Origin of the sequence: Bacillus sp. G16, assembly GCF_021282335.1 — a bacterium.
GTDB lineage: Bacteria > Bacillota > Bacilli > Bacillales > Bacillaceae > Bacillus > Bacillus inaquosorum.
In genome coordinates, this window is record NZ_JAJSOZ010000022.1 from 1 (window position 1) to 15,653 (window position 15,653).

14 protein-coding genes and 1 other annotated feature are annotated in these 15,653 nt (G+C 44.4%); of the genes, 8 read left to right on the top strand and 6 right to left on the bottom strand.

Annotated elements, in window-relative coordinates:
- Positions 1–490: 490 nt before the first annotated feature.
- Complete coding sequence (locus LWH95_RS18945; protein WP_232920151.1) at positions 491–1,318, bottom strand: membrane protein insertase YidC; 828 nt, start codon at positions 1,316–1,318, stop codon at positions 491–493.
- A gap of 29 nt (positions 1,319–1,347) precedes the next feature.
- On the bottom strand, positions 1,348–1,635 hold the full coding sequence (gene mifM, locus LWH95_RS18950; protein WP_080010842.1) for a membrane protein insertion/folding monitor MifM: 288 nt from the start codon (positions 1,633–1,635) through the stop codon (positions 1,348–1,350).
- Positions 1,636–1,707: 72 nt separating this feature from the next.
- Between mifM and LWH95_RS18955 the strand changes: the two genes are divergently transcribed.
- Together LWH95_RS18955 and gndA are read left to right on the top strand one after the other, a co-directional pair.
- On the top strand, positions 1,708–2,952 hold the full coding sequence (locus LWH95_RS18955; RefSeq protein ID WP_133487037.1) for a DNA polymerase IV: 1,245 nt from the start codon (positions 1,708–1,710) through the stop codon (positions 2,950–2,952).
- A 109-nt stretch (positions 2,953–3,061) separates the two neighbouring features.
- Positions 3,062–4,471: an NADP-dependent phosphogluconate dehydrogenase gene (gene gndA, locus LWH95_RS18960; protein ID WP_232920152.1), complete on the top strand. Its 1,410-nt coding sequence runs from the start codon at positions 3,062–3,064 to the stop codon at positions 4,469–4,471.
- A gap of 131 nt (positions 4,472–4,602) precedes the next feature.
- Here the strand turns inward: gndA and zwf are convergent, their stop codons facing one another.
- Positions 4,603–6,072 (bottom strand): glucose-6-phosphate dehydrogenase, encoded by a 1,470-nt coding sequence (zwf, locus tag LWH95_RS18965; RefSeq protein ID WP_148981941.1) that lies wholly within the window; start codon positions 6,070–6,072, stop codon positions 4,603–4,605.
- 225 nt (positions 6,073–6,297) lie between these two features.
- On the opposite strand from zwf, the gene rnz reads away from it, so the two are divergent.
- Both rnz and rpmG read left to right on the top strand, forming a co-directional pair.
- The gene (rnz, locus tag LWH95_RS18970) at positions 6,298–7,221 is read left to right on the top strand and encodes a ribonuclease Z (protein ID WP_232920153.1); all 924 of its coding nucleotides are present in this window, start codon (positions 6,298–6,300) and stop codon (positions 7,219–7,221) included.
- Positions 7,222–7,299: 78 nt separating this feature from the next.
- Positions 7,300–7,449 (top strand): 50S ribosomal protein L33, encoded by a 150-nt coding sequence (rpmG, locus tag LWH95_RS18975; RefSeq protein WP_003226511.1) that lies wholly within the window; start codon positions 7,300–7,302, stop codon positions 7,447–7,449.
- Between the two features lie 41 nt (positions 7,450–7,490).
- Here rpmG and LWH95_RS18980 read toward each other — a convergent pair whose 3' ends face one another.
- Positions 7,491–8,252 carry an alpha/beta fold hydrolase gene (locus LWH95_RS18980; protein ID WP_232920154.1) on the bottom strand — a complete coding sequence of 254 codons (762 nt, stop codon included), beginning with the start codon at positions 8,250–8,252 and terminating at the stop codon, positions 7,491–7,493.
- A 110-nt stretch (positions 8,253–8,362) separates the two neighbouring features.
- Entirely contained in the window at positions 8,363–9,379 is a 1,017-nt protein-coding gene (gene namA / locus LWH95_RS18985; RefSeq protein WP_232920155.1) for an NADPH dehydrogenase NamA, read from the bottom strand.
- Between the two features lie 172 nt (positions 9,380–9,551).
- On the opposite strand from namA, the gene LWH95_RS18990 reads away from it, so the two are divergent.
- Positions 9,552–11,186, top strand: coding sequence for a M20/M25/M40 family metallo-hydrolase (locus LWH95_RS18990; protein ID WP_232920156.1), 1,635 nt, complete (start codon positions 9,552–9,554; stop codon positions 11,184–11,186).
- 48 nt (positions 11,187–11,234) lie between these two features.
- On the opposite strand, the gene proC is transcribed toward LWH95_RS18990, so the two are convergent.
- Complete coding sequence (gene proC, locus LWH95_RS18995) at positions 11,235–12,071, bottom strand: pyrroline-5-carboxylate reductase (protein ID WP_232920157.1); 837 nt, start codon at positions 12,069–12,071, stop codon at positions 11,235–11,237.
- Between the two features lie 44 nt (positions 12,072–12,115).
- Positions 12,116–12,318 (bottom strand) — a binding site (T-box leader).
- Positions 12,319–12,472: 154 nt separating this feature from the next.
- Here proC and LWH95_RS19000 point away from each other — a divergent pair.
- The 3 genes from LWH95_RS19000 (at position 12,473) to dsdA (ending at position 15,630) form a co-directional block, all read left to right on the top strand.
- On the top strand, positions 12,473–13,432 hold the full coding sequence (locus tag LWH95_RS19000; RefSeq protein ID WP_232920158.1) for an MBL fold metallo-hydrolase: 960 nt from the start codon (positions 12,473–12,475) through the stop codon (positions 13,430–13,432).
- Positions 13,433–13,437: 5 nt separating this feature from the next.
- A complete protein-coding gene (locus tag LWH95_RS19005) occupies positions 13,438–14,217 on the top strand; it encodes an SDR family NAD(P)-dependent oxidoreductase (RefSeq protein WP_019258824.1) in 780 nt (259 codons plus the stop codon).
- Between the two features lie 78 nt (positions 14,218–14,295).
- Positions 14,296–15,630, top strand: coding sequence for a D-serine ammonia-lyase (gene dsdA, locus LWH95_RS19010; RefSeq protein ID WP_232920159.1), 1,335 nt, complete (start codon positions 14,296–14,298; stop codon positions 15,628–15,630).
- Positions 15,631–15,653: the final 23 nt, after the last annotated feature.

Below are 15,653 nucleotides of genomic sequence, written 5' to 3' on the forward strand. Positions count from 1 at the left end.
GTATATATTTCCTAATAAAAGCTTTCTTTATCATCAGTATACTTATTGGGTAGTTCACAGGAACCTTAATAATTAGACAGAAGAAGCCTTTTCTTATATAGAAATTGATATGTCATCAATAGTTTTATACTCTTTATTCATTAAAAGTTAAAAATGCAGATGTTCGGCTAAAGCTGTATACTGACATTTTTTTTCGTGGTGTACAGATTGTAATAACTTATGATTGATGAGATGTGAGAGAATCCTTGGTCACTGAATAAAGGGTTTCATTTACATCTCTTTTTTATTATTTCTTGAATAGTATCGCTTACTAGATTTAAATTGTTGATGCTGCTCCATTTATAGGACGTTGACGAGGTTTAGTTCAGTTGGTTTGTTGAATTTATACTTTTTTTAGATTTTTTCATTAAAATTCCCCTTTAAGTAAGTAGACTTGCTTCTTCTGCCCACTACTTAAAGGGGATAATATCAACAAATATAGAACTGCTTTTTATTTCACCGGCTCAGTAAGAGCGGCGGCTTTTTTACTTTTATGGTGCGTCATTTGCAGGACAACATTTTGCACTGTCAGGAACAGCCCGCTTGTGAACCAGTACAGCGGAAGGGCTGCCGGAACATTAAGCGAGAAAATCGTCATCATCACAGGGAAGATGAACACCATCAGTTTTGCAGATTGCTGTGCCGCCGGGTTTTGCGGGACAGCGGAATATTTCGCGCTTAGTTTTTGAGCGACATAGGCCTGGATAAAGTACATCGCTCCCGCACTAAGAGACACGAGAATGTCAGATTGTCCTAAACTGAACCATAAAAACGAGTGTGACGCAATTTCAGGTGTAGAGCGAATCGCGTAATAAAACCCAATCACAATAGGAAACTGAATCAGCATTGGGAGACATCCCATGGCAAGCGGATTAATATTGTGCTCTTGGTACAGCTTCATCATTTCCATTTGCAGTTCTTTTTGTTTTTCCGGGTCCTTCGTTTTTTTTATTTTTGCCTGAATGCTGTCAACCTGAGGTTTAATAACCGCCATTTTCTCTTGGAACACGCGCTGTTTTTTAAACTGATTGACAAACAAAGGCAGTACAACGACACGCACAATAATGGTGACGAGAATAATAGACAGTCCGTATTCTCCGTGAAACAGCCCGGCAACACCCTTAAGCAGAGCAGAAAACGGTTCGATTAAATAGTCGTGGAAAAAACCGACGTTGCTGAGGCCTCCCACCTGATTAGTCGCGGCAAATGCAGCATTGCCCGAGCATAATACGATGAAAAAGATACCCATAGCCAAAAGTTTTTGATATGTTTTTAACAATTTGTTCTCCTCCTTTTTATAAATGCGGTTTATAAAAGAAGAGAACTGGCGTCTTCATCATCGTTCACAGGCGAATTCATGCGGAAGACTTTACGTATCCAAGTTGTAATGCGATGATATATAATAATAAGAAAGTCTGTTCGGTTAATTTGAAAGACCGTCTGATGTTCATCTGTTCGTTTTGATTTCCATTGCTCGCCGGCACGGCACTCTCGTAAGAGGAATGCAATCCCGATTGCCGTCAGAGTCGGAAGAATAATTGTGAAAAAATCGACTAAGAATAAAACGTCATTTATCGATTCCACAAACATTGTAATCACATCCATTCAATACCTTCATTTTACTATATGTACAAGCCGTTGTCTAATGAACGAAAAGGAGTTTTATTTATGCCGGGAAATGGCCGAATTATTTTCCATATTGATATGAATAGCTTCTATGCATCGGTGGAAATGGCATATGACCCGGCCCTCCGGGGGAAGCCGGTCGCAGTTGCCGGAAACGTAAAGGAGCGAAAGGGCATCGTGGTGACATGCAGCTACGAAGCAAGAGCGCGCGGCGTTAAAACAACGATGCCGGTTTGGGAAGCGAAGCGCAATTGTCCTGAGCTCATCGTTCTTCCGCCGAACTTTGACCGCTATAGAAGCTCTTCAAGAGCAATGTTTAACATCCTCCGTGAATATACTGACCTGGTGGAGCCTGTCTCCATCGACGAAGGCTATATGGACATGACCGATACACCATACAGCAGCCGCGCTTTGGAGACGGCAAAAGAAATCCAAAGCAGGCTGCAAAAAGAGCTGCTGCTTCCGTCAAGCATAGGGATCGCGCCGAATAAATTTCTCGCTAAGATGGCGTCTGATATGAAAAAACCGCTTGGCATCACGATTTTAAGAAAGAGACAAGTGCCTGATATCCTTTGGCCGCTTTCTGTTGGAGAGATGCACGGAGTTGGCAAAAAGACAGCGGAAAAGCTGAAGGGACTCGGCATTCATACGATTGGAGAGTTAGCTGCAGCTGATGAACACTCGCTGAAGCGCCTGCTTGGCATCAATGGGCCGCGCCTTAAAAATAAAGCAAATGGCATTCACCATGCGCCAGTTGACCCGGAGCGCATTTACGAATTTAAAAGCGTCGGCAACTCATCGACACTTTCACATGATTCCAGTGATGAAGAAGAGCTGTTAGGCGTTTTCAGAAAACTGGCCGCTTCCGTCAGTGACCGCTTACAGCGCAAGGAAGTCATGGCTTCGAAGCTTTTTATTATGATTAGATATGCAGATTGGAAAACCATCACGAGAAGCATCACGCTGAAAAATCCGATCGATCAAAAAAATGAAATTATGAAAGAAGCGGAGCACCTCTTTTTTAAACATTGGAATAAAAATCCTGTCAGGCTGCTTGGCATTACCGGAACTGATTTAGTAGAAAAAGAGCAGGCCTATAAGCAGCTCGATTTGTTCAGTTTTAATGAAGATGCGAAGGATGAACCAATTCAGCAGATGATGGAAAAGCTGAATGATAAGTACGGCTCCAAACTGATCAGAAAAGGGGCAAGGATAAAAAAAGAGGAGAGCAAAACGAAGGGAACAAGCTTTAATAAAGATTTTTTTCAGGATGAAAAGAAAAGTTGAATAGCTTGAAAAAAAGGGTGGAAGTATGGTAATTTCTTTATTATAAATATCATTTTATTTTAATTTAAATTTTAAAATGATTAAACGTTTGCAGAAGGGACGTTAGAATATGTCAAAACAACAAATCGGAGTTATCGGTCTTGCGGTCATGGGTAAAAATCTGGCTTTAAATATCGAAAGCCGGGGATTTTCTGTTTCTGTTTTCAACAGATCAAGCAGTAAAACTGAGGAGTTTCTGCAGGAGGCAAAAGGCAAAAATGTTGTTGGCACATACAGCATTGAAGAGTTTGTCCAATCCTTGGAAACACCGCGCAAAATCTTATTAATGGTTAAAGCGGGAACTGCAACAGATGCGACAATTCAATCTCTTCTTCCTCATCTAGAAAAGGATGATATTTTAATTGACGGCGGTAATACATACTATAAAGATACACAGCGCCGTAACAAAGAGCTCGCTGAAAGCGGCATTCATTTTATCGGAACAGGCGTTTCCGGCGGAGAAGAAGGAGCGCTTAAAGGGCCTTCTATCATGCCAGGCGGACAAAAAGAAGCACATGAGCTTGTGAAGCCGATTCTTGAAGCGATTTCTGCAAAAGTTGACGGAGAACCTTGTACCACATATATCGGTCCAGACGGTGCCGGCCATTATGTGAAAATGGTCCACAACGGTATTGAATACGGAGATATGCAGCTGATTTCTGAATCTTACTTCATTCTGAAACAGGTGCTCGGCCTTTCAGCTGATGAGCTTCACGAAGTTTTCGCTGAATGGAATAAAGGTGAGCTTGACAGCTACCTGATTGAGATTACAGCTGACATCTTTACGAAAAAAGACGAAGAAACAGGCAAACCGCTTGTTGATGTGATTCTTGATAAAGCAGGCCAAAAAGGAACAGGAAAATGGACAAGCCAAAGCGCGCTTGACTTAGGTGTTCCGCTTCCGATTATTACTGAGTCTGTATTCGCACGTTTTATCTCAGCTATGAAGGAAGAACGTGTGAAAGCGAGCGGCATTCTTTCAGGGCCAGAAGAGAAGCCTGTTACAGAAAATAAAGAAGAGCTGATTGAAGCAGTCAGAAAAGCGCTGTTCATGAGTAAAATTTGTTCTTACGCGCAAGGATTTGCCCAAATGAAAGCTGCTTCTGAAGAATATAACTGGGATCTGAAATATGGCGAAATCGCTATGATCTTCCGCGGCGGCTGCATCATTCGTGCAGCATTCCTTCAAAAGATTAAAGAAGCTTACGATCGCGAACCTGAGCTTGATAACCTGCTTCTAGACAGCTACTTCAAAAATATTGTGGAAAGCTACCAAGGAGCGCTTCGCCAAGTGATTTCACTTGCAGTTGCCCAAGGTGTGCCGGCGCCGTCATTCTCAAGCGCATTAGCTTACTATGACAGCTACCGTACAGCCGTACTGCCTGCAAACCTAATCCAAGCACAGCGTGACTACTTTGGCGCCCATACTTATGAGCGTACTGATAAAGAAGGTATCTTCCATACTGAATGGATGAAGTGATCAATAGAAACCCCCGAAGTCTTTAGGCTTCGGGGGTTTTTGTTATTAAAGAATGTCTTAAGGGATATGGCAGTCTTGACAGCTGCAAAAAAAGCCGAAAATGCTCACAAGCATTTTCGGCTTTTCTCGTTTTATATATTCCACCAGTGCAAGCCGTCTTTCGCCAAAAGATCATCTGATTCTTTCGGTCCCATAGAGCCTGATTCGTAGTTAGGAGACAAGGTTTTGTTTGCTGCCCATGTTTCAGAAATGGAATCGACAAAGCTCCAAGATAGGGCAACTTCATCCCAGTGAGCAAAGTTTGTTGCATCGCCAAGAAGACAGTCGTGAATTAATTTTTCATATGCTTCAGGGGTGTTCATCTCGTCATTGCAATTGCTGCAGTAATCCAGTTTGATTGGCTGCGCGTGTGCTGCCCCGCCAAGCTTTTTAGCGTTTAAGTAAAGCGTAATGCCTTCGTCAGGCTGAATATGGATGACGAGCAAGTTCGGATTCATATTGTTTTCATTGCCGTAGTACAGGTTCATCGGAATGTCCTTAAATTGAACAACGATTTTTGTGGACTTTTCTTTCATTCGTTTTCCGGTTCGGATATAGAATGGAACACCAGCCCATCTGAAGTTGTCTATCAAGAGCTTGCCTGAAACAAACGTTTCTGTATTTGAGTCAGGAGCGACATTATCCTCATCTGTATAAGCAGGAACCGATACACCGTCAATTTCACCGGCTTGATATTGTCCGCGCACAAAGTACTCATCCACTTCGTCTTTTGCAATAGGGCGCAGAGCTCTCAGAACCTTCACTTTTTCGCTTCGGATTTCTTCTGTGTTCAATTTGATCGGCGGCTCCATTGCAAGAAGGGCAACCATTTGCATGATGTGGTTTTGCACCATGTCGCGCAGGGCGCCTGATTTTTCGTAATATCTTGCACGGTCCTCAACGCCAAGTGATTCGCTTGATGTAATTTGAATATTTGAGATATAGCGGTTTGTCCAAAGCGGTTCGAAAATCGCATTGGCAAATCGAATTACTTCAATGTTCTGAACCATTTGTTTGCCTAAATAATGGTCGATTCTGTAAATTTGATCTTCTGTAAACGCTTCGCGGATTTCTTTGTTCAGTGCCTGTGCGCTTGGCAGATCATGGCCGAACGGCTTTTCAATGACAAGGCGGGACCAGCCTGTTGTTGCTGTAACACCTTCTGATTTTAATGTTTTTGCAATTGTCCCGAAGAATTCAGGAGCCATTGCCAAGTAGAACATTCTGTTGTTCGGAATTTGATATGTACCTTCCAGTTGGTTAAGCAATACGTTAAGCTCTTGATAAGAGCCAGGATTTGTCACGTCAAACGGGTGATAGTAAAAATGAGACGTGAAATCATCTATATGTTTATCTGCAGATGAGGATATGGATGTTTTAACGGTTTGGCGAAGATCTTCATTAGACCAAGGTCTTCTTCCAACTCCTACAACTGCAAACTCTTCTCCGATTTGTCCGTTTTGATATAAACGGTGAATAGACGGATACAGTTTTCGTTTTGCTAAATCTCCCGTTGCACCGAATATGACAATTACTGCTTTTGGTTGTTGGTTTGTTTTCACTAAAAGTACCTCACTTTATTCGAAGCTTTATTTTAGTACACCCCGTATATTTCCTTCATTTTAAATCTAAAATTCAACGAAAGCAAACATTTCAGCCCATTTTTTGCTGAATGCCGTAAAAATGTTTCTAGAACGAAAGGATTGTTCCTTTCAGAGGCAAGATTCACATTTTGCGCATGATCCTGTATTCTTGTAGGTAACTAGTTCTAGTAGGAGGAAGGAAATGTGGAATTACTTTTTTTAGGGACGGGAGCCGGCATTCCCGCCAAGGCGAGAAACGTAACGTCGGTGGCATTAAAATTGCTTGAAGAAAGGCGTTCGATATGGCTGTTTGACTGCGGGGAAGCCACACAGCATCAAATTTTACATACAACGATTAAACCTCGTAAAATAGAAAAAATATTCATTACCCACATGCACGGCGATCATGTTTACGGGCTTCCAGGGCTTCTGGGGAGCCGCTCCTTTCAAGGCGGTGAAGACGAGCTGACGGTGTACGGGCCAAAAGGCATCAAGGCTTTTATTGAAACAAGCCTTGCCGTCACGAAAACCCATTTGACATATCCGCTTGTGATCAATGAAATCGAAGAAGGAATCGTGTTTGAAGACGATCAGTTTATTGTCACGGGAGTATCTGTTATTCATGGAGTGGAAGCCTTCGGATACCGCGTACAGGAAAAAGACGTGCCTGGTTCCTTAAAGGCGGATTTATTAAAGGAAATGAACATCCCGCCCGGACCTGTGTATCAAAAAATCAAAAAAGGCGAAACGGTAACGCTTGAAGACGGGCGCATCATTAATGGAAATGATTTTCTGGAGCCTCCTAAAAAGGGCAGGGCTGTGGTGTTTTCAGGAGATACGAGAGTAAGTGACAAACTAAAAGAGCTTGCAAGGGATTGTGATGTGCTTGTTCATGAAGCGACATTTGCTAAGGAAGATAGGAAACTTGCTTATGATTATTTTCACAGTACAACGGAACAAGCTGCTGTAACAGCGAAAGAAGCCGGGGCGAAGCAGCTCATTTTAACCCATATCAGTGCCAGATATCAGGGAGATGCCTCTCTGGAGCTTCAAAAAGAAGCGGCAGACGTTTTCCCAAACAGCGTGGCGGCGTATGATTTCTTAGAGGTAAACGTCCCACGAGGCTGAAAAAAACTCTTATTTGACAATCTGAGATTACATTGTATAATAAAACGTAATCATTACGCTTTATAAGGAGATGTTAATATGAGAGTAAATGTTACTTTAGCCTGCACTGAAACGGGAGACCGAAATTACATCACAACAAAAAATAAACGCACCAACCCAGACCGTTTAGAGCTGAAAAAATATTCACCGCGTTTAAAGAAATATACTCTTCATCGTGAAACAAAATAACATAAAAGACCGGGCGTCTTACAGCCCGGTCTTTTTTTATGTTAATTGACTGCCTGGTAAAGAGGAGCGGCCTGCTGGCACGCTGCGCACCATACGTCATAAATAGCCAAATGAACGATATGAGGTTCATCATGATGGATGTTGTGCGAGCTGTTTTTAGCTTGAATCCAGCCGCTTTGATTAGATAGAGACAATATGCTGCTGTGCAGGTTTTGCCACTCCTGTTCAGCAGCGAATTTCTCAGTCCGTTCACCTGATGACAACACAAGGAGAGGCATGTTTCCTAAATGGACTTGCTGTTGTTTGAGAACCTGCAGGCTTTTTGAAAATTCTGCATGTGTGCCCTCAAACATCCTCTTTCTTGTGTATGCTTTGTGCATTTCTTCAGGAATAAAGGAGAAGCTTGTGCAATCTCCTAAAGCTGGATCAAGGAGGACCATACCGATAATATCGCGCCTGTTTTTGCAGGCCCATAAACCGGTGATCACAGCTCCGTATGAGTGAGAAACAGCCAAATAAGGAGGTTTTACATCTGCTGCTTTAAGCAAACTCTCCAATTCTTTCACCTGTTGTTCAGCTGTTCGTTTAGTGCTGCTTTGTCCGCTTTTCCCTATTCCTGCCCGATCATATGTGAAAATGCCAAATTCATCATCAATGTCCGCCATTAATGGTTCCCACGTCTCAGAAGAAGTACCGTAGCCGGCCTCAAAGACAATCGTTACACCGCTTGATCCTCTCCGGTGTTGTGTATGAAACGCACATCCGTCAATTGTATATGTCTTTTCCATCCAAGCTGAGTTCATTGGAGTCATCTCCTCTAATTGGTTCTACTAGGGAGACGGAGAACCTGAGCTGATCGTTTCTCTAAAAAATAAAAAAAGAGATATCCGGTTGAGGATATCTCTTTTGGACATTACCAGCCTCTTTCGTATTGAACAGGGGCCGGAATCTCTGTATTGAGCTGTATCGCAGCAGTTCTTGCAAAGAAAGGATCCCGCAGAAGCTCTCTGCCGATAAAGATAAGGTCGGCACGTCCGTTTTGCAGAATTTCTTCAGCCATTGAACCGTCTGTAATCATGCCGACAGCACCAGTTGCCATGTCAGCCTGTTCACGGATTTTCTCAGCGAAGCTGACCTGATAGCCTGGGAATACATTAATGTCTGCATGAACAAGGGCGCCTGAGCTGCAGTCAATTAAGTCAACACCCTGCTCCTTCATCCATTTTGCAAAACCGATGTGATCGGCGATGTCTAAGCCTTTGTCTGTATAGTCAGAAGCAGATACACGGACAAATAAAGGGCCGTCCCATACTTGTTTGACTTCATCGATGATTTCTCTTAAGAAACGATAGCGGTTTTCTGGTGAGCCGCCGTATTCATCTGTACGATGGTTGGATAGCGGAGATAGAAATTCGTGAATTAAGTATCCGTGCGCCGCATGAATTTCAATTACATCAAAGCCGGCTTCTTTTGCGCGGGCTGCCGCTTGTTTGAATTCCTGGATCGTTTCTTTTACTTTTTCTGCTGACATTTCTACAGGTGTTGCTGATTGTTCGTCAAACGCAATCGCCGATGGAGCGAAAATATCTCCTTCAAGCTCTGCTTTACGGCCGGCATGGGCAAGCTGAATGCCGATTTTTGAGCCTTGTTCTTTAACCTGTTCAGTCAGTTTGGCAAAGCCTTCAATATGCTCGTCACTCCAAATTCCTAAGTCTTGGTCTGTGATTCGCCCTTGAGGATTAACGGCTGATGCCTCCACAATAATCAGTCCGACCTGGCCGATTGCGCGTGATATGTAATGTGCCATGTGGAACGGCGTCAATTTTCCGTCCTTTTCATGAGAAGAATACATGCACATTGGCGACATGACGATGCGGTTTTTTAACGTCAGATCTTTAATTGTAATAGGTGTGAATAATTTTCTGGCCATTTCTTTCGCCTCCCGTAAGGTTTTAGAGATTGATTATATCAGGTCATTTCTTTCACGTCATATAAACTGCTCAAAAGATCCGTTTTTGTCAAACATTTCTGTATAATAGACAGGGAATCATCTTATTTTTCAAGCTAGAAGCGTTTTTATACATAGGAGGGGGCGGAAATCGATGAATTGGCAGACGAAGGACGAATTGCTGACCCTTTTAACTTCTCTTGTGCAATACGAAAGCATCACCGGTTCGAAGGGAGAGGCAGCGCTTGCTGAATATCTTTATTTTATTTTGAAGGACAAGCCTTATTTTCAAAAACATCCAGATGATGTAACACTTCATACGATGGACGACGGCAGATCCTTTCTTACGGCTCTTGTCAAAAAGAAGAATGTCAAAAAGACAGTGCTTTTGCTGAGTCATTTTGATGTCGTGGACATAGAGGATTATGGAGAATTCAAACATATGGCATGTAAGCCTGCTGAGCTGTTGAGCTCCTTTTTAGAGAAAAAAGAGCTGCTTCCGGAGCGTGTCAGAACAGACGCTGAAAGCGGCGACTGGCTGTTCGGAAGAGGGACGATGGATATGAAAGCGGGGCTTGCGGTTCAGCTGTCGATGCTGGAGCGGGCAATGAACGGCCAATTTGAAGGCAATCTGCTGTTGATTACGGTTCCTGACGAGGAAGTGAATTCAAGAGGCATGATTGAAGCGGTTCCTGTACTGAAGGAAATGGAGAAAAAGTATGATATCACATTAACAGCTTGCCTGAATGCTGAACCGATGTTTGAAAAATTTCCCGGCGACCAGCAGCAATATTTTTACTCAGGAAGCATTGGAAAGGTGCTTGCGGGATTTTTCTGCAAGGGGATTGAAACTCATGTCGGAGAGCCGTTTTCAGGCATAAATGCAAATTTAATGGTATCTGAGATTAACCGCTTGCTTGAGCTGAATGCGGATTATTGCGAAAAGGTTGATGGTGAAGTCACTCCGCCGCCGGTAAACTTAATGCAAAAGGACTTGAAAGAGGCGTATTCTGTTCAGACACCGCATACAGCTGTCACGTTATTTAATGTGCTGTCAATGAAACGATCGGCCAGTGAACTGCATCAGATGTTGCTTAAAACCGCCGAACAGGCGGCGGAGGAAATAACTGCGAACATTCGGAAGAAAACACAGGATTTTCAGCAATTTGAGTCATTTACGCCGATGGAACGCGCTGTCTCTGTTTTGACATTTGATGAGCTGATCGCGCGTGCGAAAAAGCGTGCTGGAAATTCTGAAACCGAGCGGGTTCTGAATTATGCCTTTGCCAACAGGGGAGATCTTGGAGACAGGGATTTTTCGACGAAAATTGTATCTGAGCTTGCTGCACTTTGTAAGGAGGATACGCCGCTTATTGTTCTTTTTTACAGCCCGCCGTTTTATCCGGCGGTTTCTTCAAAGGACGATCAGTTGATCAGGAATACAGCTGACCAGCTTATGCAATATGCGGCTGACAGATACGGCATTGCGTTACGGGAGGTTCAATATTTTCCCGGACTTTCAGACTTAAGCTATCTGCAGCTCGAAAAGCAGGAGGTTGATGCGTACACAAGCAATATGCCGCTCTTTAACAGAGGATATTCGCTGCCAAGCGGCAAAGACCAGGCTTTATATGTACCGGTTTTAAATGTCGGCCCGGCTGGAAAAGACCCGCACAAATGGACGGAAAGACTGTATTTGCCTTATTCCTTTGAAGTGCTTCCCGACTTGCTTTCGTTTACGATCGCTGCGCTATTAAAACAATCAGAAACTGCCGGTAAGCTGTCTTAGGAAAAACAAAAGACAGATGGCATTGTGCCTTCTGTCTTTGTGCTTACACTATGAATGCCTCTCTAAGGCGGCACCGGCAAACTGCTTTTTGATTTCAGCGCTGCGTTTAGCAGTTTCTTCAATACAGTGAATAATTGCTTCTTCAAAGCGGGAGTCCTGTAAAGCGCGAAGACCTGCCTCTGTTGTGCCTCCCGGGCTTGTGATTTCCTTGCGGAGCTGTGCGGGCTGTTTGCCGCTTTGAAGGAGCATATCTGTTGCCCCTGCCATTGTCTGCAAAATGAGTGCTTTTGCTGTTTCCTCATCCAATCCTACTTTCTGCGCCGCTTTTTCCATTGCCTCAATATAACGGTACACGTAGGCTGGACCGCTGCCGGCGATCGCCGTGACAGCATCAAGATGCTGTTCCTCAACAAGTGTGGCATCGCCGATTGTTTCCAATAAAGCCTTTGCTGCGGTGATATCATCCTGGCTTGCTTCAGCGCTTACGGAAAATCCGGTTGCTGATTTTCTGATGGCTGCTGAAGTATTAGGCATGACGCGAATGACCGCGAGCTTTCTGCCAAAATAGTGCTGAATGGTTTCAATGGTAAGGCCTGCAAGTACTGAAATTACAAGCTGGTCCTTGAGATACGAACGGATGCTGTCAATGCTTTCCGCCGCGTCCTTCGGTTTAAAAGCGAGGATGATGATATCGGTTTGAGTGAAAAACTCATTTTTATCTCTGCATGGACGCACACCGTACGTTTCCTTTAATTCAATCAGACGCTCATCATTTGAGCGGTTTGTGATATAGATATGTTCTGGTTTTGTGATGCCGCTTTGCAAAATACCGTTGATCATTGCTTCTGCCATGGACCCGGCGCCGACAAATCCTATCTTTTTCATTGATATCCTCCTTCTATCAGAACAACAAAAAACCTTTTCATCACGTAAAGGACGAAAAGGTTCGCGGTACCACCCTCATTAGCACAGATTGTGCTCAGCTCAAATCCCGTAACGCGGGAAACGTTTAGGTTTTCCTAACCGCTCTGAGGGCAGGTTCTACAAACAAGCGGGCCGCAATACCTTTCAGCCGGGGATATCGCTCTCTTTGGCCATTGTCTTGTATACTATTCCTCGTCATAGCGTTCCAATGGTTCTCGTTTTAGTTTGTTGTTCATTATGCAATGGCGGACAAGCTAATGTCAATAGCTTTTTCAAAAAGGGCCGTTCTCATTCGGCAATAATGACACAAGACCGAGAAAAAGCTAAAATATGAATAATGAATGAAGACAAGGAGCAAAAGGATGACAACTTCAGATGTAATTGCGATCCGTATCCCGACGCCATTTGCTGTCGGCGATGTTCTCGTGTATCTAGTAAAAGGCGATGCGCTGACACTTATCGATGCCGGGCCGAATACAAAGGAGGCTGTCAGAGCCCTTCAAGAGCAGCTTGCCGCTGTAAATGTGAAAATGTCAGATATCGAGCAGGTTGTACTGACTCACCATCACGCTGATCATGCAGGCCTGCTTGATGTCTTTTCTGATGAAATCGAAGTGATCGGACATCCGTTTAACGAACCTTATATCAGCCGAGATCAGGCTTTTATGGATTGGCAAAAACGTTTTTTCCAAAAGCTGCTGCCAGAATTAGGCGTTCCTTTTGATATGGAAAAGGCAGAAAAGCTCATTCGGTCCGCGTACGCATTTTCCTGTACGAGATCCCTGACGAAAACAGTCAGAGAAGGTATGAGTATTGATGGGCTTGAGGGCTGGTCGGTTTTGGAGATGCCTGGACATGCTGAATCGCATATCGTTCTTTTCCATGAAAAAAGCGGGAGAATGCTTGGCGGCGATCTTCTGCTGGCCAACAGCTCGTCTAACCCGATTCTGGAAGCGCCGAAAGCGGGAGACATAAGGTCAAAGCCTTTAGTCGATTATCAGCGGTCGTTGGGAAGGCTGTCTGAACTTGATCCAACAATCGTGTTTCCCGGTCACGGCGAGACAATCACCAGCGTTCAGGCGCTGATTGAGAAGCGTTTTGACAAACAGAGGAACAGGACGGAGGATGTGCGGCGCATGCTGGATGAAAAGCCGATGACTGCTTTTCAGGTCTGCCAGCAGCTTTTTCCTGCTGTGTATGAAAAGGAATTATTTTTAACGATGTCAGAAACGGCAGGGCATCTTGATGTGTTGGCGGCTGAAGAAGCCATCACGTCATATTGGGAAGGAAATACTGCATACTTTAGAACAATGAAGAGGTGAAATGGGTGAAACATATAGCGGGAAAGCGGATTTGGATAACCGGCGCTTCAGGAGGGCTTGGTGAAAGAATTGCATATTTATGCGCTGCTGAAGGAGCCCATGTCCTGCTGTCGGCAAGACGTGAGGATCGTTTGATTGAAATCAAAAGGAAAATAACCGAGGAATGGAGCGGACAGTGTGAGATTTTTCCTCTGGATGTCGGCCGCCTAGAGGATATCGACCGTGTCCGCAATCAGATCGGCTCGGTTGATGTACTGATCAACAATGCGGGCTTCGGTATATTTGAAACGGTTTTAGACTCGACACTGGATGACATGAAAGCGATGTTTGATGTGAATGTCTTTGGCTTGATCGCCTGTACAAAAGCGGTGCTTCCGCATATGCTTGAGCAAAAAAAGGGCCATATCATCAACATCGCTTCTCAAGCAGGGAAAATTGCAACACCGAAGTCGAGTCTTTACTCTGCGACAAAACATGCCGTGCTCGGCTACTCAAACGCTTTGCGGATGGAGCTGGCGGGAACCGGCATTTATGTGACAACAGTCAATCCGGGACCGATTCAGACGGACTTTTTTTCCATTGCTGATAAAGACGGGGACTACGTCAAAAATGTAGGCCGGTGGATGCTTGATCCTGATGACGTGGCAGCTCAAATTACAGCTGCTATTTTAACCAACAAACGGGAGATCAATCTTCCGCGTTTAATGAATGCCGGCACCAAGCTGTATCAGTTGTTTCCAGCTCTCGTTGAAAAGCTGGCAGGACGGGTACTCATGAAAAAATAACGATGGAACTGCCTGTAGCGAGTTGGTTTGTTGGCATAGTCACAGGCAGTTTTTATAGAGGAAGGGAGAAACCATTGGATGTCAATCAATCAAGAAGCCCTTCATGTTCTGCTCAAAGATCCGTTTATTCAGAAACTGATTGATGCAGAGCCTGTATTCTGGGCAAATCCGGGCAAGAAAGAGGGACCGTTATTCGATGCAGATGAGTGGGAAAGTGAGATAGCAGAGGCGGAAAAAAGGCTGCGGCGGTTTGCTCCTTATATTGCTGAGGTGTTTCCTGAGACGAAAGATGCCAAAGGAATGATCGAGTCTCCGCTTTTTGAGATGCAGCATATGAAGGAAAAGCTGGAAGCGGCATACAAGCAGCCATTTCCGGGAAGATGGCTTTTAAAGTGCGACCATGAGCTTCCGATTTCAGGATCGATTAAAGCGCGGGGCGGGATTTATGAAGTACTGAAGCATGCTGAAAAGCTGGCACTTCAAGAAGGAATGCTTCAGGAAACCGATGATTACCGCATCTTACATGAAGAGCGGTTTGCCGCGTTTTTCTCGCGCTATTCGATTGCTGTGGGTTCGACAGGAAATCTGGGGTTAAGCATCGGCATCATCGGTGCCAAACTCGGGTTTCGTGTGACAGTGCATATGTCCGCCGATGCTAAGCAGTGGAAAAAGGATCTCCTTCGCCAAAAGGGTGTCACCGTCATGGAGTATGAATCAGATTACAGTGAAGCGGTGAAAGAAGGGAGACGGCAGGCGGAACAAGATCCATTCTGTTATTTCATTGATGATGAACATTCCCGTCAGCTGTTCTTAGGATATGCTGTTGCTGCAAGCCGATTAAAAACCCAGCTTGACTGTATGAATATACAACCGAGTCTTGAGACGCCGCTGTTTGTGTATCTGCCGTGCGGCGTCGGCGGAGGGCCGGGTGGTGTGGCATTCGGGCTGAAGCTTTTATATGGAGACCATGTTCATGTGTTTTTCGGGGAGCCGACTCATTCACCGTGTATGCTGTTGGGGCTTTATTCCGGCCTTCACGAGAAGATTTCTGTCCAGGATATCGGCCTGGATAATCGGACGGCTGCTGACGGGCTTGCCGTAGGGAGGCCGTCAGGATTTGTCGGCAAGCTGATCGAACCTCTTCTGAGCGGCTGTTATACGGTAAAGGACAATACGCTTTATACCTTGCTTCATATGCTGGCTGTATCTGAAAATAAATATTTAGAGCCCTCTGGTCTTGCCGGCATGTTCGGGCCGATTCAGCTTTTTTCGACAGAAGAGGGAAGGCGTTATAGTCAGAAATATAACATGGAACATGCCGTACATGTCGTCTGGGGAACGGGAGGGAGCATGGTTCCAAAAGAAGAAATGGCCGCGTATAACCGAATCGGTGCGGATTTGCTGAAAAAATAAGCAGACAGTGAAAGGGTTTTCCG